The organism is Halotia branconii CENA392 (assembly GCF_029953635.1).
GTDB classification, from domain to species: domain Bacteria; phylum Cyanobacteriota; class Cyanobacteriia; order Cyanobacteriales; family Nostocaceae; genus Halotia; species Halotia branconii.
Window position 1 is genome coordinate 4349431 of record NZ_CP124543.1, and the last position, 25605, is coordinate 4375035.

The 25605-nt window shown below is 40.5% G+C and carries 27 protein-coding genes; 21 read left to right on the top strand and 6 right to left on the bottom strand.

Annotation, left to right across the window (positions count from 1 at the left end):
- Positions 1 to 201: 201 nt before the first annotated feature.
- Positions 202 to 1767: a cation:proton antiporter gene (locus tag QI031_RS19135; RefSeq protein WP_281481239.1), complete on the top strand. Its 1566-nt coding sequence runs from the start codon at positions 202 to 204 to the stop codon at positions 1765 to 1767.
- 372 nt (positions 1768 to 2139) lie between these two features.
- Here QI031_RS19135 and QI031_RS19140 read toward each other — a convergent pair whose 3' ends face one another.
- Positions 2140 to 3939, bottom strand: coding sequence for a calcium-binding protein (locus tag QI031_RS19140; protein WP_281481240.1), 1800 nt, complete (start codon positions 3937 to 3939; stop codon positions 2140 to 2142).
- Between the two features lie 227 nt (positions 3940 to 4166).
- On the bottom strand, positions 4167 to 5756 hold the full coding sequence (locus QI031_RS19145; protein WP_281481241.1) for a helix-turn-helix domain-containing protein: 1590 nt from the start codon (positions 5754 to 5756) through the stop codon (positions 4167 to 4169).
- Positions 5757 to 6889: 1133 nt separating this feature from the next.
- Between QI031_RS19145 and fdxB the strand changes: the two genes are divergently transcribed.
- The 13 genes from fdxB (at position 6890) to vapC (ending at position 15427) form a co-directional block, all read left to right on the top strand.
- Positions 6890 to 7183 (top strand): ferredoxin III, nif-specific, encoded by a 294-nt coding sequence (gene fdxB, locus QI031_RS19150; RefSeq protein ID WP_281481242.1) that lies wholly within the window; start codon positions 6890 to 6892, stop codon positions 7181 to 7183.
- 594 nt (positions 7184 to 7777) lie between these two features.
- The gene (locus QI031_RS19155) at positions 7778 to 8770 is read left to right on the top strand and encodes a cytochrome c oxidase subunit II (RefSeq protein WP_281481243.1); all 993 of its coding nucleotides are present in this window, start codon (positions 7778 to 7780) and stop codon (positions 8768 to 8770) included.
- A gap of 205 nt (positions 8771 to 8975) precedes the next feature.
- The gene (gene ctaD, locus QI031_RS19160; RefSeq protein WP_281481244.1) at positions 8976 to 10667 is read left to right on the top strand and encodes a cytochrome c oxidase subunit I; all 1692 of its coding nucleotides are present in this window, start codon (positions 8976 to 8978) and stop codon (positions 10665 to 10667) included.
- Positions 10668 to 11095: 428 nt separating this feature from the next.
- Positions 11096 to 11683: a cytochrome c oxidase subunit 3 gene (locus QI031_RS19165; RefSeq protein WP_281481245.1), complete on the top strand. Its 588-nt coding sequence runs from the start codon at positions 11096 to 11098 to the stop codon at positions 11681 to 11683.
- 165 nt (positions 11684 to 11848) lie between these two features.
- The gene (locus QI031_RS19170) at positions 11849 to 12337 is read left to right on the top strand and encodes a hypothetical protein (RefSeq protein ID WP_281481246.1); all 489 of its coding nucleotides are present in this window, start codon (positions 11849 to 11851) and stop codon (positions 12335 to 12337) included.
- Complete coding sequence (locus tag QI031_RS19175; RefSeq protein WP_281481247.1) at positions 12327 to 12536, top strand: hypothetical protein; 210 nt, start codon at positions 12327 to 12329, stop codon at positions 12534 to 12536. The genes QI031_RS19170 and QI031_RS19175 overlap by 11 nt, the downstream gene beginning before the upstream one ends.
- Before the next feature lie 5 nt (positions 12537 to 12541).
- Positions 12542 to 13153, top strand: coding sequence for a cysteine dioxygenase family protein (locus tag QI031_RS19180; protein WP_281481248.1), 612 nt, complete (start codon positions 12542 to 12544; stop codon positions 13151 to 13153).
- Positions 13154 to 13227: 74 nt separating this feature from the next.
- Entirely contained in the window at positions 13228 to 13677 is a 450-nt protein-coding gene (locus QI031_RS19185) for an ArsC/Spx/MgsR family protein (protein WP_281481249.1), read from the top strand.
- Between the two features lie 206 nt (positions 13678 to 13883).
- Positions 13884 to 14216: a DUF4258 domain-containing protein gene (locus QI031_RS19190; RefSeq protein WP_281481250.1), complete on the top strand. Its 333-nt coding sequence runs from the start codon at positions 13884 to 13886 to the stop codon at positions 14214 to 14216.
- Positions 14200 to 14427 carry a hypothetical protein gene (locus tag QI031_RS19195; RefSeq protein WP_281481251.1) on the top strand — a complete coding sequence of 76 codons (228 nt, stop codon included), beginning with the start codon at positions 14200 to 14202 and terminating at the stop codon, positions 14425 to 14427. Before QI031_RS19190 ends, QI031_RS19195 begins: the two co-directional genes overlap by 17 nt.
- Positions 14417 to 14779 (top strand): DUF433 domain-containing protein, encoded by a 363-nt coding sequence (locus QI031_RS19200; RefSeq protein ID WP_281481252.1) that lies wholly within the window; start codon positions 14417 to 14419, stop codon positions 14777 to 14779. Before QI031_RS19195 ends, QI031_RS19200 begins: the two co-directional genes overlap by 11 nt.
- Positions 14780 to 14829: 50 nt before the next feature.
- A complete protein-coding gene (locus tag QI031_RS19205) occupies positions 14830 to 15042 on the top strand; it encodes a type II toxin-antitoxin system VapB family antitoxin (RefSeq protein WP_281481253.1) in 213 nt (70 codons plus the stop codon).
- Positions 15029 to 15427 (top strand): type II toxin-antitoxin system VapC family toxin, encoded by a 399-nt coding sequence (gene vapC / locus QI031_RS19210; protein WP_281481254.1) that lies wholly within the window; start codon positions 15029 to 15031, stop codon positions 15425 to 15427. The genes QI031_RS19205 and vapC overlap by 14 nt, the downstream gene beginning before the upstream one ends.
- A 143-nt stretch (positions 15428 to 15570) precedes the next feature.
- Here vapC and QI031_RS19215 read toward each other — a convergent pair whose 3' ends face one another.
- Entirely contained in the window at positions 15571 to 17856 is a 2286-nt protein-coding gene (locus QI031_RS19215; protein ID WP_281481255.1) for an SUMF1/EgtB/PvdO family nonheme iron enzyme, read from the bottom strand.
- Between the two features lie 13 nt (positions 17857 to 17869).
- The gene (locus QI031_RS19220; protein ID WP_281481256.1) at positions 17870 to 18304 is read right to left on the bottom strand and encodes a Pepco domain-containing protein; all 435 of its coding nucleotides are present in this window, start codon (positions 18302 to 18304) and stop codon (positions 17870 to 17872) included.
- A 703-nt stretch (positions 18305 to 19007) separates the two neighbouring features.
- Here QI031_RS19220 and QI031_RS19225 point away from each other — a divergent pair.
- Positions 19008 to 19376 carry a four-helix bundle copper-binding protein gene (locus tag QI031_RS19225; RefSeq protein WP_281481257.1) on the top strand — a complete coding sequence of 123 codons (369 nt, stop codon included), beginning with the start codon at positions 19008 to 19010 and terminating at the stop codon, positions 19374 to 19376.
- A gap of 68 nt (positions 19377 to 19444) precedes the next feature.
- On the opposite strand, the gene cysK is transcribed toward QI031_RS19225, so the two are convergent.
- Positions 19445 to 20404: a cysteine synthase A gene (cysK, locus tag QI031_RS19230; protein ID WP_281481258.1), complete on the bottom strand. Its 960-nt coding sequence runs from the start codon at positions 20402 to 20404 to the stop codon at positions 19445 to 19447.
- Positions 20405 to 21415: 1011 nt separating this feature from the next.
- Here cysK and QI031_RS19235 point away from each other — a divergent pair.
- The 6 genes from QI031_RS19235 to QI031_RS19260 all read left to right on the top strand — a co-directional run bounded on the left by QI031_RS19235 (position 21416) and on the right by QI031_RS19260 (position 24481).
- Entirely contained in the window at positions 21416 to 21832 is a 417-nt protein-coding gene (locus QI031_RS19235) for a hypothetical protein (protein WP_281481259.1), read from the top strand.
- A gap of 39 nt (positions 21833 to 21871) precedes the next feature.
- The gene (locus QI031_RS19240; protein ID WP_281481260.1) at positions 21872 to 22153 is read left to right on the top strand and encodes a hypothetical protein; all 282 of its coding nucleotides are present in this window, start codon (positions 21872 to 21874) and stop codon (positions 22151 to 22153) included.
- Between the two features lie 2 nt (positions 22154 to 22155).
- Positions 22156 to 22467 carry a hypothetical protein gene (locus tag QI031_RS19245; RefSeq protein ID WP_281481261.1) on the top strand — a complete coding sequence of 104 codons (312 nt, stop codon included), beginning with the start codon at positions 22156 to 22158 and terminating at the stop codon, positions 22465 to 22467.
- A gap of 196 nt (positions 22468 to 22663) precedes the next feature.
- On the top strand, positions 22664 to 23023 hold the full coding sequence (locus tag QI031_RS19250) for a hypothetical protein (protein ID WP_281481262.1): 360 nt from the start codon (positions 22664 to 22666) through the stop codon (positions 23021 to 23023).
- Between the two features lie 89 nt (positions 23024 to 23112).
- On the top strand, positions 23113 to 24141 hold the full coding sequence (locus tag QI031_RS19255) for an LLM class flavin-dependent oxidoreductase (RefSeq protein ID WP_281481263.1): 1029 nt from the start codon (positions 23113 to 23115) through the stop codon (positions 24139 to 24141).
- Entirely contained in the window at positions 24110 to 24481 is a 372-nt protein-coding gene (locus QI031_RS19260; protein WP_281481264.1) for a hypothetical protein, read from the top strand. The genes QI031_RS19255 and QI031_RS19260 overlap by 32 nt, the downstream gene beginning before the upstream one ends.
- Before the next feature lie 107 nt (positions 24482 to 24588).
- On the opposite strand, the gene QI031_RS19265 is transcribed toward QI031_RS19260, so the two are convergent.
- A complete protein-coding gene (locus tag QI031_RS19265; RefSeq protein WP_281481265.1) occupies positions 24589 to 25497 on the bottom strand; it encodes a metallophosphoesterase family protein in 909 nt (302 codons plus the stop codon).
- Positions 25498 to 25605: the final 108 nt, after the last annotated feature.

A 25605-nucleotide genomic window follows, 5' to 3' on the forward strand; every position in this document is an offset into this window, starting at 1 on the left:
ATTTTAACAGTGAATTTTGCCTGTGTTGAACGCTTGGAATCCACCATTAGTTAGTGGTGATTCAAATGTAGCAACAACTACAGAGGATACAAAGCAATTAGAGTTTGTCCTGATTTTTTGCCCATAAAAGTCCTACATTTAACTGATGTCATCTGAAAATAGTTAGATGAAGACGATCGCAAAATTTTTAGGAATTTGTTTATGGTGCTTGAAGCGGTAATTAATGCGGCTACTAACGAGGAAGTCATCACCACCAATCTCAAGCAGTTTCTTTTGGTACTGTCGGTATCTTTAGGTGTGGCAACCCTACCACAGGTATTTAGTTGGTTTCGCCACATACCTTATACCTTACTACTGGTAATTGTCGGTTTAGGGTTAGCGGTTGTTGATGTCCGTCTTGTCACCCTTTCTCCAGAATTGATTTTGTTTATTTTTTTACCACCACTGCTGTTTGAAGCTGCCTGGAATTTGAAATGGTCGAGCTTGAAGCAGGAGTTTCTGCCAGTTTGTTTATATGCTGTATTGGGGGTAGTAATTGCGATCGCGGGGATAGCAATAGGTCTCAATCAGTTAGCTGGACTATCTTTAACTACAGCTTTACTAATCGGTGCAAGTCTGTCTGCGACTGACCCAGTTTCTGTCACTGCTGTATTTCGTGAATTGGGTGTAAGCAGCCGTCTAATCACCTTGATGGAAGGCGAAAGCTTATTTAACGATGGCATGGCAGTAGTTGCCTTTGGTTTTTTAGTGGCGCTACCTTTTGGAACTATGGAATTGGGATTCCAACCAATTTTAGTGGAGTTTTTTACAGTTGTCGGCATTGGTTTAGCGGTGGGAGCGTTGATTGGTTTTGGCATTTCTTACCTCACCCAGCGCTTTGATTTGCCAATGGTGGAACAATCTTTGACTTTGGTTTCTGCTTATAGTACTTACTTGATTATTGAAGACTTGGGTGGTTCTGGGGTAATTGGAGTTGTAACTACAGGTTTGATTTTAGGTAACTTTGGCTCTCGCATTGGCATGAATCCCCGTACTCGGATTATTGTCTCCGAGTTTTGGGAATTTTTGGCGTTTTTTGTCAATTCAATTGTATTTTTGCTAATTGGCGACCAAATTCGCTTTGCTAGTTTGGGTGAGAATTTGGACATCATTGTTGTGACAATAGGAGCAATGATTTTGATGAGGGCAGGTGCTATTTTCATTCTTAGCAACTTGAGCGCTAGCATCACTAAATCTAAAATTTCTTTACCTGACCAAACTATCCTTTGGTGGGGGGGGTTACGTGGTTCTGTCTCTATTGCCTTAGCATTGAGTGTACCTATAGGCTTACCAGAGCGAGAAAAAATTATCGCTGCGGTGTTTGGAGTCGTCTTGTTTACTCTGCTTGTCCAGGGATTGACAATTAAACCTTTACTGCAAAAGCTGGAATTGATGGGTGATGCACCCCTACGCGAACAATATCTAGAATTAGCTGCTCGCAATGTAGCCTTAAAACGCGTTCTGCAATACCTGCAAACAGCTCAACGTCCTGGTATAGACCCAGAGTTTTACCGTTATCAAGAAACGCTAATTAAGGGCGAAATAGAAGATCTACAAGTAAAAATTGATAAATTGCAGGATGAATATCCCAATCTTCAGAGTTTTACAACTGAACAGTTTCGCGGAGAACTGCTAGCAATTGAGGCAGATACTTATGCGGAATTTGTCCGGGCTGGTCGGTTAAATAAAGAATTGGCTCCCATGCTTCAGGATGTTTTGCAAAATTGAGATAGCTTGATTTAGCCTCAATACAATTAGGTTGAGGTTTTTTGATAGTAGAGACGGCGATTTATCGCGTCTTTTGCCTTAATACGCGTAGTATCTTTGTTAGGACAAGTGTAGAGTAAGGACTTTAGTGCTTAGAAAACAAGGACTAAAGTCCTTATTACGAAGGCGGTTTCCTGTATTGGAGGCGATCGCTTTTGGCATACTGGTATTTGATAGTTTGGTGCCATTACCAAACAAAAGGAAAATAAAGCCTAAACTTTCTCTTCCCTTTGATAAGATTTCATGAGAAATAATTTATCGCGGTGCGAAATCTAAAGAATGGTTAATGTATGCACTTTATCTCCTAATTGATGATTTGTTAAAACATTTTCATCAAGCTTGGATCACAAAGTCTGATGCAGTCAATGATGGGTTGCCTGTTAAATTAGCAAAATTTGCTCCAGTTCCGAAGCCAGCCGCAAGTCCATTTTGATTATAAAACAGAGAGCCGCTGCTTTGGTTGTAAACAATTTTGGCAGCACTGATTGCAGCCGCAGTGTTGCTAGTAACTATGGCAAATTCATTACTCAGGCTAAACCCATTACCAGCTAAGCTTTGTAGGGCTATGAATGTGGTTTTATCTAGGATGATTTTATCGCTCCCTCTTTGAAAATCCGTAATGCTGTCAATGCCAATAGCTGAACTGCTAAAAGCAGCATTGGTGTTGTAAAGGAAGAAATCACCGCCATTGCCACCTGTTAATATGTCATTACCTGCCCCGCCAATGAGGGTATCATTTCCGTCTCCCCCAATAAGGATATCCTTACCCAGCACATCCCTGACTGAACTAGCAATAAGGGTATCATTGCCTGCACCACCATCAATAGTGTCACTGCCTGCACCACCATCAATAGTGTCATTGCCTGAACCACCATTCAAGATATTATTTCTTGTGTTACCTGTCAGGTTATTGTTTAAGCTATTGCCAGTCCCATTAATTGCTCCTGAACCTGTCAGAATCAAGTTTTCTAGATTTGCTCCCAAGGTATAAGTAACGGAGGCTTTTACTGTGTCAATTTCAGTGCTGAGTGTGGAGATTTCGGTGACAATATCTCCGGTGCTGTCAACGATGTAGGTGTCATTTCCAGTACCGCCAGTCATCTTATCATTACCTGCACCCCCATCAATAATGTCGTTTCCAGCACCACCATTGATAATGTCGTTTCCAGTGCCACCATTGATAATGTCGTTTCCAGCGCCACCATTGATAATGTCGTTTCCAGCAACAGTATTGATGGTGTCATCTTTGCTGGTGCCTGTAACTGTGAACTCCTCAATGTTGTAAAAACCAATGAAATCCAAGCGAGTATTGTTTGTACTGCTGACTTGTCGTATAGCAGAGCCATAAGTGCTACTACCATTGAAACGCATACCAGTGCCAGTATCACCAACAGAATAGTCCACTATCAGGCGGTCAATACCATCACCACCATAAACAGTGTCACCATCATTGATACTTCCGCCAGCTAGTCCGGCGTTAATAATGTCGTTGCCAGCACCAGTTTTAATGACATCATTGGTTCGCAGCACAGCACCATTAACAATTCCCGAATGGGTAACAATGTCGTTACCACTGCCTGTAGTAATCGAAAATCCCTCAAAATTGATGGCAGTGACAACACCAGAAATATTGATATTCGTGAGGTTAGAAAGGTTGAGGTTAGCTGTTTGTGTGGAGAGGTCAAGGGTAAGGTAATCTAAACCGGAACCACCATCTAAAGTGCCAGCAATAGCCGTCACACTGTCATTGCCAGCACCCGCTTTAATGACATTACTGCCATAGAATGTTTTGATAGTATCATCTTTGCTAGTACCAATGACGGTGAATTTCTCAATATTTTTGAAGGCGACGTAATCCAATAGAGAACCGCTTTCATGTCGATTAGCAGTGCCTAAATTAGGGTTAACACCACTATTAAAAGACATACCGCCCCCCGTATCACCAACAGAGTAATCGACAATCAAGTGGTCAAAACCTTCACCACCATCAACAGACTCATATTTACCTAGTCCTGGGTTAATTGTGTCGTTACCAGCACCAGTGCTGATAGTATCGTTACTCCGAAACACTGTGCCATTGACAATAACTGGTCTAATAACAGTGTCGTTGCCGCTACCTGTGATAATTTCCATGATTTTCAGTGTGTCTTCAATATTAGGTAAATGCAATGATTCTAGTAGATATTTCGTAGTCAAATCTTACAAATTACGCAAAATACTGAATTTTTTATAGTTTTTCGTTCTTCTTACATGGAAAGTGACAGAAGGAGAGGGATAAATTACAAATGCCGACATACACTAATAATTTGGAATTATCCATGTTTATCAGTGTAGATCGGCGCTTCAAGATTCTATTGAAATTAAACAATATTCAGTACTTTCCGTAACAGTACTTGGTCTTCTAGTTTGGCTTTTAAACGCCCATTTTCTACGTCTCGAATCCAGCTTTGGCTTTTACCTGCAAGCTTTGCTAATTCCCGTTGAGATATTTGCAAATTTTTTCGTGCCTGTGAAATCTGCTCACCTAACAGATCACCTGTGATTTTAGGTTTTCTTCTGGTCTTAGTAGTTCGTCGTTGCTTTTTCTGTGATTCCGAAATTTGCTGTTCCCATTCTGGCGGTAGTTCAAAAGATAAAATCCGCGCATTCATCAATAGATTCCACTTACCACGAGGGCCTGTATCTGTCAGGCGGTTTTCACCTCCTCCATCGTTAATCCAAAATTCTAATGCTTCGTCTGGGTCTTCGGGAATAGCCATTAACTTTGCCCACAAAGGTTGAATTTCTGGAGGATAAGTCACTGGATCAAAAACTGGTTTGATGCCGTGATGATTGAGAACTTCCAAATCATTTTCAAATGTTCGCAACAAGCGTTTACGTTCTTCCCGTTGTCGGGATGCTTGGGTAACTTTTTCTTCGCCGTAAGCAATGCGTAACAAAGTCGGAATAGTAATACGTTGTTCTTTGCCCATTTTGGTTTTGAACAGCAACCACAGCATTAGTCTGACTGCGCCTTCATGTTGCTGCCAAATACTCATCACAGTAGTTAACAATATTTTGGGTAGGCTACCGTATTGATAAAATGCGGTTCGTGCTTTACATGCTTGTTTGTTTAAGAAATACTGCGCCCAGATTCCGGCTTTGACTTTAAAAGTTAATCCAATTAGATATTTACATCCGCGATCGTCTTCTTGAAAGTGATGTTCAACCTCTAATAAGTGCCACAAGCGGCTTTTTGTCACCGAGAAGCCGTTAACTCTGCCTTGTTGTGGCCAGTCAATAGAAACAATCAGTGAGCAAGCTTGCTGCACGATGTTTTTCATTAAAGCTAGCTTGGCATTTTTGTTGAGGTCTTTGCGTTTTTCTAACCCTAAATATTTTTCAATTTGCCGTTCATTGATTGCAAACTCCATCTCCCAAGGTTGATCTAGGGTTGTAGCATAAGCCGCAAACATTAAATGAATACAAGTAGCTCTAATATCAAGTTCTTCAATCGCTGATAATTCGGTGACGCGATCGCTAACTTTAAATGGATCTTGAATGTGAAAAGCGATCGCTCCCCGGCCTTGCTTGACTCGTCGGCCATAACATAAGTTACCTTCAGCATCAGCTTCCCAATTTAAAGATGTCCGCTGTGCCAAAACATTACAAGCTTCCCAAATCACGATCGCTGAAGCAAATGGATTATTCTTACCATTAGAAAACAAATCTGGACTGGTAGCATCTCTCGGTTCAACCTTGCATCTGCCTTTTTTCGCTTGCCAAGGTATGGGAGACTTTGTCGGACACGCTATTACACATTGGGGTTCAGGATAATAACCTTCACAATTGTTACAAAGCAAAGGATCGATCCAGTATTCATCATTCTCTAGTTGGATTGCACCCGTAGGACATTGAGGACGGCAGTTGTCACATCCAACGCAACTGTTGTTAGGAATTGTATAAGGCATATTGGCTCTCTTCCCACTCTAATCGTTGAGATGTTTGGCTCAGGTCTCCCCTGGATGTGTCCTCTTTATTCATCACTTATCACTAAATTATTCACCGAGCAAGAAAAAATTATTCTTGCTGCAAAAACTCCCCACCTACATTTTGAGATTTCGCATCCAATCGGAAGTTTCTTTTCAGGCTTTTAAACTGAGCCTAATATTAGTTCTTTATTAACTATACATTTCATAAATACTGTAAAGAGTTTGTTCAGAGTGAGCTTGGAAGTATTTCTTAATGATTTAATTAATACTTAGCTTACGAAATTTTTGACCTTAGCCTGATAATTTTACCTAAAGGCTTTTTGTCTAATATTTATGCCTATTATGATTTACTTTTATCCAATTTATTAATAATTTTAATATTTGACACTAACTCACATTCTGCTATAAACGTTACAGTTCTTTTGTAAGTTGAATAATCTTGATAAGTTAATATCAGACAAATAGACGATCATTACTTTGATAAATGTTAGACAGATAATTATATAAAACTTGATTGCGTCATAATATTTACTCTAAAAGTATGTCATTTTAATCAAGACAAACATCAGTTGTATCTCTAATTACTGTTCTATCTACATTTGTACATTTCAAACAGAATTGCCAAAGAGTCTCATTATTTAATAATTATTACTACTGTTAACTTGTATTCGTAATTACATTAATTGATTATTTTAGCAATACAAAAGGCTATAATATATACCTGTTGAGATTCAATTAGTATTGAGCTATCAAAAGAATAGTAAGTTGGGTTAAGCGATAGCGAAATCCAACAAAGTCTTGTTCATGTTGGGTCTACGTTCCTCAACCCAAAATACATCTACTACGCAAGTAAGGTTAAAAGTTAAAGCGGACTGTTAGATATTTGTGGATGTTAAATTAGTATTAGTATCTGAATGTTTACTAAATAATTATTGGCAAAAACTTTCATTTAAGCTTAAAACCTTTAAAACAAGCAAGAATTTAGCTAAAGTCATCAAATTTTAATGAAGAGAAAATTAACTGCTAAACACTAAAATTAAAGCCTAATATTAAATGAGGATGACAATTAGCTAACCAACAATATTACAGGCATAATTGCCGAGGAGCTATTCATGGCAACACTAACAGGAGTTACATTTGGCGGTCAAACTTGGACACCAAAGTTTGCTCAAGAAATTGACAAAGATAAATGTATCGGCTGTGGCAGATGTGTCAAAGTCTGTGGTTACAATGTGTTAGGTTTAAAAGCACTCAACGAAGAAGGCGAATTTGTTGAAGATGAAGACGATGAAGAAATTGAACGGAAAGTAATGGCAGTTACTTCTCCAGAAAATTGTATTGGTTGTGAGGCTTGTTCACGGATTTGTCCTAAGAATTGCTACACCCATGTTGCATTAAGTAATTAAAACAGTGAACAGTAAACAGTTATCAAGTGGCATTTGACTGATAACTGATAACTGATAACTGTTAAAGGGACATTGTTAGAAGCGGGGGGAGATATATTAAGCAAGGTAACTAGAGGGGAATACTAGTACCGCTGAGATTAATTCGTAATTCGTAATTACAATTGTCTGACTGTGTTGTACTAGATATTTACTGTAAATGGTATAAAGTTCACAGTAAACAAAATCGTAAATCCAAGTTGTCAGTTATTAACAAATTTATACTTGCTGCTAATCTAGACTGAACAATATTAGAACTAACAATGTCTCTTTGTCACAATGAGATTTTTCCCAAGCAAAAGCATCTTTGGCATAGGAGTTAAAATATATTGTTAGTTTTTGGGGGAAAGATGTGAAAACATCTGGAAAATTCCCCCAATTTTTGTAAGTGTGAGATAGAAAGTTAATAAGTGAAAGAAAGTAACTGGAGACTGGGAAGTATGATTGGGAGTTAATATTGGGCAGTTTAACTAATACTTGATACCCAATCATCAATACCTAATACCTAATACCAGAAAATCACACCTTTAACGCTGTTTTATAGAGCAGGTAGCATATATGCAAGAAATTCCTGTTTCACTATGGACTCTGGTTGGCGGGATAGTAGTTACAGTAGTCAGTATTTGGCTTGGTCAAAACCACACTCTACTACCGGTGCAAGCATCGCAACAAGCGCCTTTGGTAGATGGATTTTTCAACATCATGTTTACCATTGCGATCGCTTTGTTTTTAGTGGTAGAAGGAACTATTCTGATTTTTTTAGTTAAATATCGTCGCCGTCGGGGAGATGATACCGATGGTGTGCCAGTAGAAGGCAATGTTCCCATAGAAATCTTTTGGACAGCAATCCCCACATTTATTGTGCTTTGCTTAGGCATTTACAGTGTAGATGTCTTTAACCGCATGGGAGGTTTTGAACCTGGAGATCATCCTCATGTTGCTCATATCAGCAACAGCGCGTTCGCGAAGCGTGCGGGAACCGCTCTCGCTGCAACTCTCAATAACGATAACGTCAAATCTACAAGTGCGCCGACTATTGGCATTGGTGCATCTCCCCAAAACATAGGTAAACAAGCAGATTTGGTTGTTGATGTCAAAGGAATGCAGTACGCCTGGATATTTAACTATCCCGATAGTGGTGTTACCACTGGGGAGTTGCACGTTCCTGTAGGCGCTGATGTACTACTCAATCTTTCAGCGCAGGATGTCATTCATTCATTTTGGGTTCCAAACTTCCGGTTAAAACAAGATGCGCTTCCTGGTATGGCTACCCAACTGCGATTTGTCGCTACAAAACCAGGTACATATCCGGTTGTTTGTGCGGAACTTTGCGGCGGTTATCACGGTTCGATGCGGACAACAGTAGTTGTTCACACTCCAGAAGAATTTGATAGCTGGTTGACAGAAAGCCAAATTGCTCAAAAGCAAGATCTCAATCAAGCCATTGCTGTTAATCCGGCTGAGTTATCCACATCAGAATTTCTCGCCCCCCATGTCCACAATCTGGGGATTGATGCAGCAACTTTAAAGTCAATAGTCAGTGGTCATTAGTCAGTGGTCAGTGGTCAGTGGTCATTAGTCATTAGTCAGTGGTCAGTGGTCAGTGGCAATCATATTTGTTAAGGCTACGACACTTGCAAGATTGGGGTATTAAACCAGATCAAAAACAACTAACAACACTTCGACTACGCGGTAGTTGAGCGCAGTCGAAACTCAGTGCATCGCTGACAACTGACAACTAACAAAGGAAAAAATTATGACACAAACAGAATTTCCACGGAATACGCCACCCGAAGGAAATAAACCTCAAACTTCAGCAGCTGCACATAGCTCCCATCCCCAAGCGTGGAAATGGTACGACTACTTTACATTTAATGTTGACCATAAGGTCATCGGCATTCAATATCTGGTGACGGCGTTTGTGTTCTATCTCATCGGTGGACTGATGGCTGTTGCTATCCGTGCCGAATTAGCTACACCAGAAGCTGACTTGCTAGACCCCAACTTGTATAACGCTTTCATGACCAATCACGGGACGATCATGATCTTTTTATGGATTGTTCCGAGTGCGATTGGGGGATTTGGTAACTACCTAGTACCGTTGATGGTCGGTGCTAGAGATATGGCTTTTCCCAAACTAAATGCGATCGCCTTTTGGTTAAACCCACCTGCGGGCGCATTAATATTGGGTAGTTTTCTCTTTGGTGGTTCCCAATCTGGTTGGACAGCTTACCCACCACTGAGTTTAGTGACAGCGCCCATTGCTCAGACAATGTGGATACTAGCGATCGTTTTGGTGGGAACTTCTTCAATTTTGGGTTCGCTAAACTTTGTCGTCACCATCTTGATGATGAAAGTTCCCAGCATGAAATGGGATCAGTTGCCTTTATTTTGTTGGGCAATTCTCGCAACTTCAGTTTTGGCGCTGTTATCTACACCCGTTTTAGCAGCAGGTTTAGTTCTGTTGTTATTTGACCTCAACTTCGGAACTTCCTTTTTTAAACCAGATGCAGGCGGTAACGTTGTTATTTACCAACATTTATTCTGGTTCTATTCTCACCCGGCAGTATATTTGATGATTCTGCCCATCTTCGGCATTATGTCCGAAGTGATTCCCGTTCACGCCCGCAAACCAATTTTTGGTTATAAAGCGATCGCCTATTCAAGTTTGGCTATCTGCGTTGTTGGTTTATTCGTCTGGGTACACCACATGTTTACCAGTGGTACACCCGGTTGGATGCGGATGTTCTTCACCATCTCGACTTTGATTGTCGCCGTGCCTACTGGCGTGAAAATTTTCGGCTGGGTTGCTACCCTTTGGGGTGGTAAAATCCGTTTCACCAGCGCTATGCTATTCGCCATTGGCTTGTTGTCTATGTTTGTGATGGGTGGCTTAAGCGGTGTAACGATGGGAACAGCCCCTTTTGATGTTCACGTACATGACACCTATTATGTAGTAGGACATTTCCATTACGTTCTCTTTGGTGGTTCCGTGTTTGGCATTTATGCCGGTATTTATCACTGGTTCCCCAAAATTACCGGCAGAATGCTCAATGAAACCTGGGGTCGCATTCACTTTGTCCTCACCTTCATTGGCACTAACTTGACCTTCTTACCGATGCACGAATTGGGTTTACAAGGAATGCCCCGACGCGTTGCTATGTATGACCCCCAATTTGTTGACCTCAATCAACTTTGTACCATTGGTGCATTTGTTTTGGGGATATCAGTAATTCCTTTTGCGATCAACATTATCTACAGTTGGAGCAAAGGCAAACTAGCGGGTGATAATCCTTGGCAAGCTTTGTCCTTAGAATGGACAACCAGCTCACCACCTGCGATCGAAAACTGGGAAGTGTTACCCGTTGTGACTCATGGTCCTTACGACTATGGCCATGATCTGAGTAATGAAGTACAGCCCTCTGCAACGCCAGAAGCTAGCGCTTAGAGGCTGAGCGTCGAGAACTGAGCGTCGAGGGCTGAGCGTAGTCGAAGCCCGATCTTATAGTCATTTGATTTGAGAACTCGAAACTCCGAGATCAGAACTCGAAACTCCGAGATCAGAACTCAAAACTCCAAGCTTGGAACTTGAAACTCCGAGATCAGAACTCAAAACTCCAAGCTTGGAACTCAAAGCTCCGAGATCAGAACTCAAAACTCCAAGCTTGGAACTCAAAGCTCCGAGATTAGAACTTGAAACTTCAAGCTTGGAACTCAAAACTCCGAGTCTTATCAGACACGATAAATTACGTCTACATGAATGGTATTGGAATTAAATAAGAATTTTGGATGAGGAATGCAAATTTTATCGCTTCCAACTTCATCCTTTATTCAAGCTTCCACAACAAACACAGCGCAAATATTGTTGATAAATCTATGACCATAGCGACAACAAACGAACATCACGAAGAACATCATCCAGATTTAAGAATTTGGGGATTGTTAACTTTCCTTGCTTCTGAATCTTTGATGTTTGGCGGTTTTTTTGCCACTTTTTTGTTCTTTCGCGGAATTACAGCGGTTTGGCCTCCAGAAGCAACTGAGGTAGAGTTATTCGTACCAACAATTAACACCATCATTCTAGTGTCTAGTAGTTTCGTCATGCATTTCGGTGTTGTGGCGATTAAAAAGAATGATCTCAAAGGAATGCAGAGATGGTACGCAATTACCGCCATCATGGGTGCAACTTTCTTGCTGGGTCAGGTCTATGAGTACGCAACTTTAGGATATGGTCTGACTACCAACGTCTTTGCCAACTGCTTTTATATCATGACTGGGTTCCACGGTTTGCACGTTTTTGTGGGACTGTTATGGATGTTGAGTGTCTTATGGCGATCGCGTCGTCCTGATAGCTATTCTGCCAGCAATCATACTGTTGTGGAAATGGCAGAAATTTACTGGCACTTTGTAGACATTATCTGGATTGTTTTGTTTACTTTGGTGTACATTTTGGCATTGTTTTAAGTTGGGCATGGAAAAGAGGAATTGGGGCAGGGTGCGGGGTGCAAGGGGGATGAAGAAAAATTAACTCTTTCTCCTGCTTCCCCTGCTTCCCCTGCTTCCCCTGCCTCCCCTGCCTCCCCTGCTTCCCCTGCTCCTCTGCTCCCCTGCCTCCCATAGGAGATGATTATGCAAGAAGTTGATGCCAATCGATTCTCATGGTTTGAGGTTTCGGAAGATATCAAAAAGTTGCTGATATTAGCAGCACAAACTTGGGAAAATACATCAGAATCTGAAAAATATATTCAACAAGCTCTAGCCAAAACTGGAGATAATACCGATGTTTTGATAGCAGCTTATAGGTTTTTCTACTATAAAAATAATTATGCTTTGGCATTACAAACAGCAACCAAAGTTATAGATAAAATTAAAGAAGCAGAGCAATTTCCTGATGATTGGGATCACCTTCAACCCATATTAGTGAAACGGCAAGAAGAACCCCAAATCAGGCTGTATTTAAATGCTTATGCTGCTTCGGGATTGGTATTAGCAAAGTTAGGAGCGATCAAACAAGCGAAGCTAGTAAGTACCAGAGTCAAAGAAATTAGCGATCAGCATGATTTCGGAGCAGGAATCCTCCTGGATATTTTGACTCGTCCAGTAGAAGATGATGATTAACTACTCAACAATCAACACCTCAACAGTCATGAATAATTTTTCTTTCTATCAACCTCTTTCCACATTTGAACTTCCTAGTAATCCGCTTCCTAGTACTTTTCCCTCATCTCCGGTAGTTATTCCTAACAATAATAATTTGGGAACTATGTATCCTGCACCAGTATTTCTCTTACCCCAATCTTCAGGGCTAAGAATTTAAGAGTTATGAAAGGTAGGGATTGGCTAGTAACTGGTAACGGTCAGTATCAAGCCTGTAAATCTGTCAGAGCATGGGATTTATTGAGAGAGAATTATCGCCTCTATCGGTTTTTAACTGAGATAGAAGATGTTCTTAACAATGTGGCAGATGAATCTACTCGTTTGCCAGAAATCCGCATGTTAGTAAGGCGCTTGATCGTAAATTCCTACTGGGTGAGAAGTCAAAATTTAGAACCTTCTCCGACAACAGGAACCTCTGTTTTACTACTTTATGATGAATTGGGTTTTCCGCTGACGGTGCAAACAGTCACATTTGCACCGGGAACTCAATCAAACATTCATAATCATGGGACATGGGGAGTCGTCGCGGTGTTAAAAGGTCAAGAAAAAAACACTTTTTGGCAACGCACCCCTAGCTCAGAATCTCCAGAAAAAATTGCACCGACGGGAGAAATCATTCTATCTCCAGGTGATATTGTTAGCCTGACTCCCGATGCAATTCACAGTGTAGAAGCAGTGGGTAATGAGCCAACTGTGACATTTAATGTTTACGGCGAAACTGAGCCGAAAGCAAGATTCGAGTTTGACACGATTAAGCATAGTGCTAAAAATTTTTAGTCCTATAGCAGACAAGATCCCCGACTTCTTTAAGAAGTCGGGGATCTGAGCCTCTAGAATTAGGAGTTAGTTAAATGGCAAGGGTAATTTTCTACAGTAAACCAGGTTGTAAAGGTGGTACAAAGCAAAAAGTTTTGCTCACAGCTGCTGGTCATGAAGTAGTACCATACAGCTTGCTTACAGAACCTTGGACAGCCGATCGCTTGCGCTCATTTTTTGGCGATCGCCCGGTAGCTGAATGGTTTAATCGTTCGGCTCCCAAGGTAAAATCTGGTGAGGTTATTCCTGAAAACATCGATGAACAAACCGCCTTGATGTTAATGCTCAAAGATCCGATGTTAATTCGCCGTCCTTTACTGCAAGTAGGCGATCGCCGCGAGGTAGGATTTGAAGTAGACAAAATTGACGCTTGGATTGGTTTAAACCCTGTAGATGAATCCCTCAAGGAAATAAGTGAAAACCTCATGAGTCAGGATTTACAAAACTGTTCTCATGGTCATGGTCATGAACACCACCATCATTAAGGTGGTTGTAAGGGACACGAGAAAAAGTAGCTATTAAATCAGTTAACAGTTAACAGTTCCGTCCCTCTCCAAGTCGGTCAGGGACGGTTTTGTGTGGCTTAATATGGAAATAATGACCAATCAGCTATTATTCATACAGAACGCGGACTAGCGATGCCTTTGGCAACCCCTGCGGGGAACGCAGGTACACGCATCACTTTATTTCCATGAGTTTGCTGATCGAAAAAATCCGTCAGAAAATTTGTGATGAACAATTTGAATCTTCCAAGCACGCCGTTGACCAATTAATTTTGCGGCAAGTTAAAGTTCAAGAAATTAGAGAAGCGATCGCCAATGGGCAAGTTATCGAAGATTATCCAAATGATAAATATAGCCCAAGTTGCCTTATTAGTGGTTTGACCCAAAACCAACGCCCCATCCACATTCAATGCAGTTATCCTGATCGTCCTTTAATAAAAATTATTACTTTATACGAACCCGATCCACGTCAATGGAATGATGATTTTACAAAAAGGAGAAACAATGATGACGAGTCATGAGCAAGAAGTTTTAATTGAAAAACTGGTGACTTATACACTCCAACTCAATGGGCAAGTTTTTGTAATTAAGAATGTGCCTGCTCGCGTCAACGAAGAAACAGGAGAACAGTTTTTTGCACCCTCAACAGTAGAGCATTTACAGCAAATTATACTGACTGGGCAAGAGCCAGATTACTTCACTGAAGTTCCGGTGTATAACTATGCAGCATGAAACGGCTATTATTCGTACAGAACGCGGACTGACCATCATAGGTACACGCATCACTTTGTATCAGTTGATGGACTATATTCATAAAGGTTATGCACCCCATTTAATTCGCAATTATTTCTACATTACCGATGAGCAATTCAATGCAGCAATGGCTTACATTGAAATCCATCGTGCCGAAGTAGAAGCAGAGTATCAAACTGTACTGCAACAAGCCCAAGAAATTCGTCAGTATTGGGAAGAACGTAACAAAGAGCGTTTAGCTGATGTTGCCACATTGACACCAAAACCAGAGTACAAAGCCGCTTGGGAAAAATTACAAGCACGCAAAGCTAAACGTGCTGCACGCGTATAATATGCAAAAGAACACATTGTCCTTAAAACGAGTTCTCCAATAGTCAGCCTGTGCAAATCACTCTCAACCTGGATGAAGCCCTTCTTAACGAAGCTCTCCAACTTACCAACCTCACCACTCAAGAAGAACTGCTAAACCTTGCTTTGCAAGAATTTATCCGTTTGCGTAGGAAGAAAAACCTTCTTGACCTTGCCGGAAAAATCCAGTTCACCCCGGACTTTAACCATAAAGCCCTGCGCGAAACTCGTGATGCTGCTGATTGATACATCTGTTTGGATCAGCGTCTTCCGCGATCGCATTGGTCAAGTACGCCCGCAGCTTGAAATCCTAATTGCCGATCGCCAGATTTTCCTTACCCGATTTACTCAGCTTGAACTGCTTCAAGGTAGCCTGAACGAGCAAGAATGGACTATCCTTTCTACTTATCTTGAAACACAAGATTATATCGAACCCACACCTCATTCCTGGCAGTTGGCTGCTCGCATTTACTACGACCTGCGCCGCCAAGGGCTAACCGTTCGCAGTCCGATTGATTGCTGTATTGCTCAAGCTGCATTGGAGAATAATTTACTTTTGATTCACAACGATCACGACTTTGAAATTATTGCTCAAGTGCGATCGCTTCAACATATTCGCTTTCAACCCTGAATCTTTTCAGCTACAGGACTTACGCACAAACTGAAGTTTATACTCTGTTTTTTCAAAAAAATTTGATCATTCCGCTTCGCTACCCTTAAGAAGGGAAAAAGAAAGAAGGGTAGAGGGGAAAAGGGCGAAAGTATAAAGGGCTACTAAAGAATCCTCCCAGCGGTACAAACAACACGAAAACCACAATAGTAGTAATAGTTGTCGCGGCTACCATTGAAGCGAGACCCGGAACGGCAGTTAGAAGGATTGCTACTCCAGGAGCCGCCCCGCAGCAGACGAGAATAAGAATTACTATCTATCCATGCACTTCCATTTCCAGGCGCTTTTTCGTAGCTGTCATGCCGAGTATCTTGACACCACTCCCAAACGTTCCCGTGCATATCGTATAATCCAAAGCCGTTGGGTGGAAAACTTTCTACCTCTATTGTTTCTCCGCGTTTATTGCCCTTTGGCTCAGAAGCGTAAATGTAATCCCCATTGTAGTTAGCTAACTCAGTTGTAATCGTTTCCCCGAAGTGAAATGGTGTTTTTGTTCCTGCACGACAGGCGTATTCCCATTCTGCTTCACTAGGTAAACGATATTTACGCCCAGTCTTATCACTAAGCTTTTTGCAAAATTCTATTGCATCATTCCAAGACACTTGCTCTACAGGGCGTTTCTTTCCCTTGAAGTTGGATGGATTTTTACTCATCACTTTTTGATACTGTTCTTGGGTAACTTCAAACCTGCCCATAAAAAAAGCAGGCACATTGACATCGTGCTGCGGACTTTCATCTGAAGTTCTACTTTTCTCCCCTGATGGTGAACCCATCTTAAAAGAACCACTAGGAATAGAAACCATTTCTAGAGTTACACCATTACCCAAATTCTCCTTAAAGAACTTAGCTTGCTTGTTAGGATATCGTTTAATTACTTCTCCCTTTTCATCTACCGTTACCGTTTCAAACTCAACCGTCCACAAAGGTAATCCAAATACCTTCTCTTTTGAAAGTATGTATTTGGGTTTTGCTACAGAGATTGGCAATAGACCCTTAAAAATTTCACGACCTACTACGGCTGTTACTAAACCTGCACTTCCCAAGCCAGCCCACTTCAAAAACTTTTGTCGGGTTATTCGCTCTTGAGTCGGTTGAGTGGGAATTGGCTGCTGAATTGAAGATTTAATAGTTTCTGCTAGTGATGCCAATCTAGCCTCTATTGCTATGACTTCTACTAGTAATGCAAATTTAGCCTCTATTGCTACTGTTTCCGCTATTCTTAGTTTAAGAGTACGTTGAATCTTCTTTAATTTTTGTCGGGAATTATAACTATCAAAAGAAATTCCAGCTTCAATTGTTTTCAGAAATTCTTCTTGGTAATATAGCAACTTCTGTCCATATTCTGCTTGCTGTATCTGTTGTAAAATCTCATATTCTGCTTGCTTTTGTGCCAGAAGTGGCTGTTCAACTTGCTCAGAACTTACTGATCTACCTCCCTTTGAAGAAGTCTCAGGCTCAGAAATTGAAATTATAGGTTCAAAACTTCCTCGCTGACGCACCGCAATCCTTTCAATCGCTTCAATTGCATCCCAATCACCACGAGATACAGCTAAAACTCTTACCCATAATTGTTTTGCTAACGATAAATCGCCTCGGTTTTCAGCTTGCGAAGCTTGATATTTTAATGGCTCAACATCTCTAAGTGTGGCAGTTTGCTCTAATAAAATAAAATACATTTTATAAGGCGGTTCTGCTTGCCAGTAAGGATTTTGTGTTTCCTTTCCATAGCGAGTATTAATAGCGGGAACTTGATAACTTAAATATTGCGCCAAACGCTCTACTGTGGCACAATTAGCCTCACCTTGTAGTCGCAATGCTTCTAATAGTGAATATGTAAAAGCACCATGTTGTAATTCCTCAATTTCCCAAGATTTTTGGTTAGCTGTGCAAGAATAAAATGTAATCACTCCCTGATGTCTTTGCTCGCCAATTCCCAATCCAGAACGGCTACTTTCATCTCTGCAAGCATCCAAAAACAACACTACATTATCAGCACCACTGCGACGCAATCTTTGGGTAACATAATCAACAGAGATAGCAGTATGTTCTATATCTCCTGGGTCACTATCTGAGAACATTAAATAATCTTTATCTTGATAGCGATTGCCATGACCGGCAAAGAAAAACCATAAATTATCTTCTGGTTTTAATAAAGTATTCTCAAACTGTGCGCGTAAAAATCGCCGCAAATGACCAAAAGTAGGTTGAGTGGGAATTGGCGGATTGACTGCAATTGAGGGAGAATCATCAGTAAATAAAAAAACCTGCTCAAATCTAGCTTCTTGTTGAAACCAAGTCGCCATGACAGATGCATCTCGCTTGGCAAAGTTTAGCGATCGCAAATTTTCATAGCGATTAATCCCGATAGCGATCGCCCAATTCCTACCCATACATCAACACCGATTATTTCCGCTTGAATTTAAAAGTCATTGCTCCTTTGCCGCCGGCTTTACCACTACCAATCCCAAACAGACTAACTTGTCCTTCGCCATTAATTTCTACTGAAAGCTCAACCTCATCTAACTGCATTTTGGAATTGGGTTCTTCTGCTTCATCAAGCATTTCCCGCATTGCTTGCAGAAATCCCTTCATTTCTTGCTTGATTTTAGTTACCTCTACTTTGCGTCTAGTAATTACTAGTTCGCCTTTTTTTTGGCTGACAACTATTTCTTCCTTGGTTTCAATTCCGCCGATTCTTCCTCCTATATCGCCACTGCTTCTGGCTCCAATGCTTCTGGTTACACTATCTGTGACTGTTTCAGTAGTTGTATTTGAGGTTTCAGCCACTTCTTCAGTAATAATCCAGATGGCATCTGGGGTGGAATTTTCTGCTGACATAAATTTAATTATTTAAATAATTCTTTATTTAATTAGCTTTTACCAAAGCTTTAGGCGAATCTTAGTCCGCCTTCGCGGACTAAGCAAAAATTAGAGTTTTTCAACCCGCTTTGCGGGTTTTGCTTGTATAGCCACGATTTCTAATCGCCAGGGCAGGTTTCCTATTAGTTACTATTATTCAGTAGTAACACCTAAACTGGCAAGAAGAAGGGTAAATTAGTCAATAGCAACGCAGAAATGGCTAAAAATTGGGCAATGCGATCAGTAACCTAAAACGGTAACGCGATCGGCATTAACTAGTACAACAATCTTCAGCACCTAAACTTACGTGAGTCTCCAACGAAGGCGCACCGGCGGGAAGGGCGAAAGAAACAAAAGGCTCGTTGCGTATAGGCTTCAGTCTCGGATGCAAAATTTATTTCTTAGGAGTTCGATAAAATTTCTCCTATCCAATAGTTAGAAATACTCTCAGGACTTACGCAAGCCCAAATCGTCATTGCGACCGAAACGAAGTGTAGGGAAGCAATCGCAGGATTTTTGCGATTACGTCGCTATCGCTCGTAATGACGAAATTGCGTTAGTTTTGCGTAAGTCCTAACTCTTTCTACCATTAGTCAGACGTAATGGTGTCTTTAAGCTTTTAAGGTGAGTCCAGAGGTTATCACACCTCTAGGTAAACTTAAAAAATTAAAGAAGGTGCAAAATGGCCATCGAGCAACTCACCTTAAACCAAGTTAACCGGGAGATGCAGCAGTGCATTCAAAACTGCTTGGACTGTCATAGTATCTGCTTGAATACAGTCACCTACTGCCTCCAAAAAGGTGGTCGTCACGCAGAACTCGCTCACATTCAGCTAATGCTTGATTGCGCTGAAATTTGCAACACCAGCGCTAATTTTATGCTGCGAGGTTCTGATTTACACGCTCGTACCTGTGGCGTTTGTGCAGAACTATGTCAACGATGTGCAGAAAACTGCGATCGCATGGGCGATGATGCTCAAATGAAAGCCTGTGCTGATATGTGTCGTCGTTGTGCCGATTCTTGCCGACAAATGGCAATGGCAACCGCCTAAACAAACAGTACTAAGACGTAAGCTAACAAGGGAGTATATTATCGTTCCTCCCTTGTTTTCTAATCTTTTTAACGGATACCAGCAGTTTCTAAAGACAAGTCTTGAAACATTGGGGTGCTAAGATAACGTTCGCCAAAGGAAGGCTGAATCATCACGATTAGCTTTCCGGCATTTTCTGGACGTTTACCTACTTGGATGGCAGCACACAAAGCAGCACCAGAAGATATTCCAGATAACAATCCTTCTTCTTTGGCTAAACGCCGTCCATAAGCCATTGATTGCTCATCGCTAACTCGAATCACTTCATCGATTAATTCCAAGCGCAGAACATCCGGGACAAATCCAGCGCCAATGCCTTGAATTTTATGCGGCCCGGCTTCACCACCAGAGAGAACTGGACTGTTGCTGGGTTCAACTGCGATCGCTTGAATACTTTGCTTACGTTGTTTAAGGACTTCGGCAATTCCAGTAATTGTCCCGCCAGTACCTACCCCAGCGATAACAATATCCACTTCACCATCTGTATCTGCCCAAATTTCTTCTGCGGTGGTTTCTCGGTGAACTTTGGGATTAGCTGGATTGCGGAACTGTTGCAGCATTAAGGCATTAGAAGTGTTAGCGACAATTTCCTCTGCTTTGCGAATTGCTCCCCGCATTCCCTCAAGCCCTGGTGTTAACTCTAAACTAGCACCGTAGGCTCTCAGCATCGCTCTACGTTCTTGGCTCATCGTCTCTGGCATTGTCAAAATCAAACGATAGCCACGTGCCGCTGCTACCATCGCTAAGGCGATACCTGTATTACCAGAAGTTGGTTCGACTAAAATTGTTTTACCTGGCTCAATCAAACCTTCTGCTTCTGCCGAAAGCACCATACTAATCCCAATTCGGTCTTTGACTGAAGCAGCCGGATTCATGCCTTCTAGTTTGACAACTATCCTGGCTTCTACTCCTTCAGCTTGGGGAATCTTATTTAACTGAACTAAGGGAGTTCTACCAATAAGTTCTGTTACGTCTTTAGCAATTTTCATTAATTAACTCCTAAGATGCAAATTCTAGAGCAGATTATTTACCTATAACAATTAACTTGTATATATTTAATTTGCTGTCGAGTCTTAGCGAATGTGTATACCCTGTAATCTCAATAAAGCACAAAATCACTAGGTATAAACAGGAATTTGATCAAATTTTCTCACTAATTAGCGTTTAAGACTGTCTTGTATTTACCCATAATAGGGTTTGAAAATTCTAAATTGCTGAAATTCACTGCAAATCTAAGAATTTTAATATAGGACTCATAATTTGATTTTTGAAAAAATTCAGTACACCTCAAAGATCCTTGTTTCCTGTTTCCTGTTAAGAGTTCCCCGCCCACGCAAGTAATTTCACTAAATCAAACCGGATTTCTATATTTAGTATCAACAGCTTCATTTTGGGAAACATCTTAATGTTTTTTTCTATATTATTAGTGTATACTCATCACCATGTAATCTCTTTGCTTGAGTACAAGTTTTAATGTCAATTATTTGAAGTTAAAACAGCCCTTTATCTTCAACCCACATAGCTTTGACATTGAGTGCAAAAATACTAGAACCCCTCCTCATCAATACTAGTACCCTTCCTCAAAAATACCAGCACCTATACCCCTAATAGTTTTTATAAGACTTGTCAGTTAAGGGTTAGGAGATTTGAGTACAACTTTAATAAATTTAATAATTCTGATCTACCAAGCTCAACTTCGAGCCAGAAGGACGACTGCTATAAATTTTATAGGATTTACGCAGAGATTCCCCTCTACCCCCCGAAATTCCTGGGCTTTTGTTCAGTGAACAAGGGGGGACTTCTTAACCCTCCTTTTTTTTGTTGCTAAGAGAACGAAAAATTTTCAGGGTTTGAGTGCGTTAGTTCTGAGTTGATAATTATAGTGTTTGTGGAAAATTTGTTAATTGTTCAGTGGTCAGTAGTCAGTAGCAAAGAACAGCTAACAACTAATAACTGACAACTCTTTTCTAGGTGCATACTACCTAGCAAAGGAAGCAAAGATGAAAGTCAAATTTATCAACGTTATCACAGTTTGTCTGGTTACTTTAGCAGTGCTTTCTCCAGGATTAGTAGTATTGAGTGTAGTTTGGGAACGACATATAGAGCTAGTTAAAACACAACAATTAGCCTGTGAATTTAAAGGTAATACTACTTTATCTCCTCAGATAGTTAGTACAAATTCATCTCAATTTCAGCCTAATATCCAACTTTCTGAGCGCAATACTATAAACCAAGTGATGACTGCTATTGAACAATATAAACTTGTTGCTATCTTACAATGGTTTGTCTTGCTAACTCCAATTTTTGTAGAGTTAGGAATCATTGTTTACGATAGGTATCTTGTTTATCGTGCTGCTGTTTTACAAGAACAAATTGAAATGTTAGAGAGGCTATGGCAGCAAGGTATTGAACAATAACCAAGCAAAATTTCACTTATTCCAAATCATAAATTTACCATGACAGAAGAACGCCAAGTCCAGTATTTCGATTTAATTGACCAATTACTTAAATGTCCCAATGGTCAAGAGCCAGAAGTTTTAGAATCTCAACCAGAATTAATTGATGCTGATTTTGTACAAACAGTATTACAAGTAGCAACTACATTTGCACATCAAGGTAATCAAGATGGAGCCCAGTTTTTATTCTTTATAGGACGTGAACTAGCTAAACAATTGGGATTATATCCTGAAGTTCCAAATCCTGAAGATGTGAATCCTGAAGTTGCCAATAAGGAGTAAAGATGTTGCTGAGCGAAACCGACGCTGGACAAATAGCATTAGAGTTTCTCATGGCAGACTGGAACATCTCAGAAGATCATAGAGAGTGGTTTACAGTCTTGGACTCTCGTTTAGTTGGTGAGAGTTGGTACATTGTGGAACTAGGTGTAGAAGGGTTTCCAGATAGATGGTTTATTCAAGTCTACGATACCGGAATGTGTGACCCAAACTATACATTTACTTCACCTATTCGTAGTTCAGAGGGATTTTTAGACTTTATAGAAGTACCAGAGATGGTGGCCGAAGTCTTAGTTGCAGAACGCAAGTCCCGATAATAACAATTAAAATTAAAAGTTCATATTATTTAAAGCATAAAGTTTTGAATTTGATATTTAAATTTTTATGCTGACATGAGGTGTTAAAAAATAAGATAACACCTCATTTTTTATGTTATATTTAATCTTATATTTAGGATATACAGGGTAAAATGTCATCTAAATTTGACAAATATGTGTTATATTAAATAGCGTGATGAACGCTACAGAAATATCAGTTGAAATGATTGCTGAAGATATCCTAGCTAAAGAATTCATCAGAGTCGTCAATCACTATTACCCAAAAGTTGGGGAATTGCTAGACGGGTGTTATTTGAAAGTCATCACCTGCTTCTGGGGACGACCTGCTAGACGTTTGCAATATATAGGGATTTATTGCTCTGAAGAAATGCTGCCTTTTGTGCAAGCTCAAAAAGAAATACTGCGAGAACTGGCAGATAATATGGGACTGGTTCAAGTAGTTTGTATGAACGCAAGGCGATTGCTACACGACCCAATGTCAAAACTCAAGCACAACAATCCACGCTTATGGTTAGAGTTGCAGTGGGTGGCTTAATGGTGGTTAGATCCCCGACTTCTTCAATTAGGGATCTCGCAGCCTTTGAAACCTTAAGGTGGGCAATAATTGCCAATGCGAAGTAAACAATGAAAACTGGACTTTTTTGCAATTACGACAATCATTACCAGGATGCTCACCGCGCCATCTTTGAACAAGTTGCACTGGTAAAACAAGCAGAAAGCTTAGGCTTTGCGGAAGCTTGGGTGAGTGAGCATCATTTTAGTGAATCTAATCTCAGTCCATCCATGTTGGTGTTGATGGCACACTTGGCAGGATTGACCTCAACTATCCAATTAGGTACAGCAGCGGTTTTACTGCCCTTCCATAACCCAATTCGGGTAGCCGAGGATATTGCTACTCTAGATAACCTGTGCAATGGCAGATTATTATTTGGGGTTGCTAAAGGAGGGCCTTTTCCACAACAGAACAAGCATTTTGCCACATCAATGGGTGAATCTCGCGCCAAAATGCTAGAGGCGATCGCCTTGATTCAGAAGCTTTTATATGAAACTGATGTATCATTTAATGGGCAACACTATCAATGCGATCGCCTGACGATTTACCCTAAACCATTACAATCACAAATTCCAGTTTATGTTGCTACTGGTGGTGATGAAGGCATCGAATTTGCTGCTCAAAATTCCTTCGCTTTAATGGGAGGGCCACCGTTTTCTTTGGAAAGATTAAAGCAGACGGTAACCAAATATCGCGCCTTCAATTCTAGCGGCTCCGAAAAGCTGGTATTGGCACGCTTTTTTTATGTTGGCAAAACATCCGATGAGGCAGTCAGTGAAGCAATGCCTTTCATTCGCAAATTTAGCCAGAAAATGAAAGCCAACTCCACTCAAGTCATCCAAAATAACTTGAATCCCCAACAAAAACCCTTTGACCGCACTAATATTTGTTTCGACGAAGACTATTTGATTGAAAATTCAATCATTGGTGATGTAGTTACTTGTCGTAACAAAATCAAAAAATTTCAAGACGAATTAAATATAGGTACACTAGCGCTCAAACCTTCAGCTTTAACTCTGCAAAAAAACCTAGAAAGTTTGCAGCGCTATAACCAAGAGGTAAGGAATTATGTCCAAACTACCCATGCTTCCTCCCGATGATTTACCGCCAAATGAGGTGACAAAACAGGATGGAATGCTGCATCTAGAACTAGAACAATCTATAGGTAGATGCTTTTATCAAGCTTGCGATCGCATTACACAAGTACTATTGTCTAATTGTCAATGGTATCTTACTACAAATAATGCGACTCTCATGCTAGTAATTGATTGCCCTGATCTCGTATCTTACTGGCATATAGTCAGCAATATTCCCCAATTAGGCAATAGGCTGGAGAGATTTACAAGTAATGCTAAAGTCCGCGTTTATCCGCCATTTGGTAAAGGCGGCCCCTTTGAAATTAGTGTGAACGAAATCTCTGCTTACAAAGACTGGCTGTAGATTGGGGAAGTTATTCAGACTCCAAAAGTTTACCTAATTTAGTATCTTAGTGGTTGACTTTTAACCACTAAGACACTAAGACACTAAGAAAAATACATTACACTTCGTTATATTTTTTTAATTATACCTTGATCAAAAATGCGTTTGTCAGTGCCAATTGCTTTAACTTCAATTCTATCGGGATAGACTTCGTAGGTTGCAAAACTTAAATTGCTTGTAGAATATTCCGTCCATTCAGAACGCCCTACGGGACGATTACCTGCACCTGCACCACAAATTAAATAGGTTGTACCATTAATAGCGCGAGTCCGTTCATAACTGTGTTCGTGTCCATTAATATAAAGTTGAACATTGTATTTTTGAAATAAAGGAGTAAAGATTTTAATAAAATCTGGATTATTGCCATAATGACCTGATGAATAAATCGGATGATGACCAAACACTACTTTCCAATCGGCATTACTACGGCTTAATTCTTTTTCAAACCAAATTAATTGATTTTCCCAATCAGCATTACTGTTAGTATCTAAGGCAAAAAACTGTACTTGGTCGCGGCGAAATGTATAGTAACGCCGTCCATTCATATTAAAGCCAGCATATTGAACTTGTGGATTACCGTTAGCGGTACGAATATCGTGATTACCTAAACAAGCTTGAAATTTGACACCTTGCTTGAGTAAATATTTGTAGGGTCGCTCGAAAACTGCGTTAACTTTCTCAATTTCGCCATTATTGTAAATATTATCTCCAGCTAAAACTACTAAATCATAAGGGTTTTGCTGGTGATAAAAATTCATCGCCCCAGCGACAGCATACTGCCCTTTAGCACCAGTCCCGGTATCTGCCACAGATACAAAACGCAATAGCAAATCTTTTTTTGCAGGGTTAGCAGCGATCGCTAAGTCACTAATGTTAGTATTTTGAGTACTTTGATGAGCTAACGTCCGGGTTAAAAATCCTGTACCAAGAGCGCTGATGCTAGCTAAAAATAAAAATTGACGGCGTTTCCAGGTCATAAAATCACCAAATTCAATAAATAGTTAGTTTAGCCGAAGTAATGAGCAATGAAGTGATACATTAAGGCTGTAGAGACAGCACCCAGAGAAACTTGTATTCTTTGTCTT

Bases quoted from the DNA above. Each gene is read 5' to 3' on its own strand.
- QI031_RS19135 (WP_281481239.1), top strand. From the start codon at position 202: ATGGTGCTTGAAGCGGTAATTAATGCGGCTACTAACGAGGAAGTCATC.
- QI031_RS19140 (WP_281481240.1), bottom strand. From the start codon at position 3,939: ATGGAAATTATCACAGGTAGCGGCAACGACACTGTTATTAGACCAGTT.
- QI031_RS19145 (WP_281481241.1), bottom strand. From the start codon at position 5,756: ATGCCTTATACAATTCCTAACAACAGTTGCGTTGGATGTGACAACTGC.
- fdxB (WP_281481242.1), top strand. From the start codon at position 6,890: ATGGCAACACTAACAGGAGTTACATTTGGCGGTCAAACTTGGACACCA.
- QI031_RS19155 (WP_281481243.1), top strand. From the start codon at position 7,778: ATGCAAGAAATTCCTGTTTCACTATGGACTCTGGTTGGCGGGATAGTA.
- ctaD (WP_281481244.1), top strand. From the start codon at position 8,976: ATGACACAAACAGAATTTCCACGGAATACGCCACCCGAAGGAAATAAA.
- QI031_RS19165 (WP_281481245.1), top strand. From the start codon at position 11,096: ATGACCATAGCGACAACAAACGAACATCACGAAGAACATCATCCAGAT.
- QI031_RS19170 (WP_281481246.1), top strand. From the start codon at position 11,849: ATGCAAGAAGTTGATGCCAATCGATTCTCATGGTTTGAGGTTTCGGAA.
- QI031_RS19175 (WP_281481247.1), top strand. From the start codon at position 12,327: ATGATGATTAACTACTCAACAATCAACACCTCAACAGTCATGAATAAT.
- QI031_RS19180 (WP_281481248.1), top strand. From the start codon at position 12,542: ATGAAAGGTAGGGATTGGCTAGTAACTGGTAACGGTCAGTATCAAGCC.
- QI031_RS19185 (WP_281481249.1), top strand. From the start codon at position 13,228: ATGGCAAGGGTAATTTTCTACAGTAAACCAGGTTGTAAAGGTGGTACA.
- QI031_RS19190 (WP_281481250.1), top strand. From the start codon at position 13,884: ATGAGTTTGCTGATCGAAAAAATCCGTCAGAAAATTTGTGATGAACAA.
- QI031_RS19195 (WP_281481251.1), top strand. From the start codon at position 14,200: ATGATGACGAGTCATGAGCAAGAAGTTTTAATTGAAAAACTGGTGACT.
- QI031_RS19200 (WP_281481252.1), top strand. From the start codon at position 14,417: ATGCAGCATGAAACGGCTATTATTCGTACAGAACGCGGACTGACCATC.
- vapC (WP_281481254.1), top strand. From the start codon at position 15,029: ATGCTGCTGATTGATACATCTGTTTGGATCAGCGTCTTCCGCGATCGC.
- QI031_RS19215 (WP_281481255.1), bottom strand. From the start codon at position 17,856: ATGGGTAGGAATTGGGCGATCGCTATCGGGATTAATCGCTATGAAAAT.
- QI031_RS19220 (WP_281481256.1), bottom strand. From the start codon at position 18,304: ATGTCAGCAGAAAATTCCACCCCAGATGCCATCTGGATTATTACTGAA.
- QI031_RS19225 (WP_281481257.1), top strand. From the start codon at position 19,008: ATGGCCATCGAGCAACTCACCTTAAACCAAGTTAACCGGGAGATGCAG.
- cysK (WP_281481258.1), bottom strand. From the start codon at position 20,404: ATGAAAATTGCTAAAGACGTAACAGAACTTATTGGTAGAACTCCCTTA.
- QI031_RS19235 (WP_281481259.1), top strand. From the start codon at position 21,416: ATGAAAGTCAAATTTATCAACGTTATCACAGTTTGTCTGGTTACTTTA.
- QI031_RS19240 (WP_281481260.1), top strand. From the start codon at position 21,872: ATGACAGAAGAACGCCAAGTCCAGTATTTCGATTTAATTGACCAATTA.
- QI031_RS19245 (WP_281481261.1), top strand. From the start codon at position 22,156: ATGTTGCTGAGCGAAACCGACGCTGGACAAATAGCATTAGAGTTTCTC.
- QI031_RS19250 (WP_281481262.1), top strand. From the start codon at position 22,664: ATGAACGCTACAGAAATATCAGTTGAAATGATTGCTGAAGATATCCTA.
- QI031_RS19255 (WP_281481263.1), top strand. From the start codon at position 23,113: ATGAAAACTGGACTTTTTTGCAATTACGACAATCATTACCAGGATGCT.
- QI031_RS19260 (WP_281481264.1), top strand. From the start codon at position 24,110: ATGTCCAAACTACCCATGCTTCCTCCCGATGATTTACCGCCAAATGAG.
- QI031_RS19265 (WP_281481265.1), bottom strand. From the start codon at position 25,497: ATGACCTGGAAACGCCGTCAATTTTTATTTTTAGCTAGCATCAGCGCT.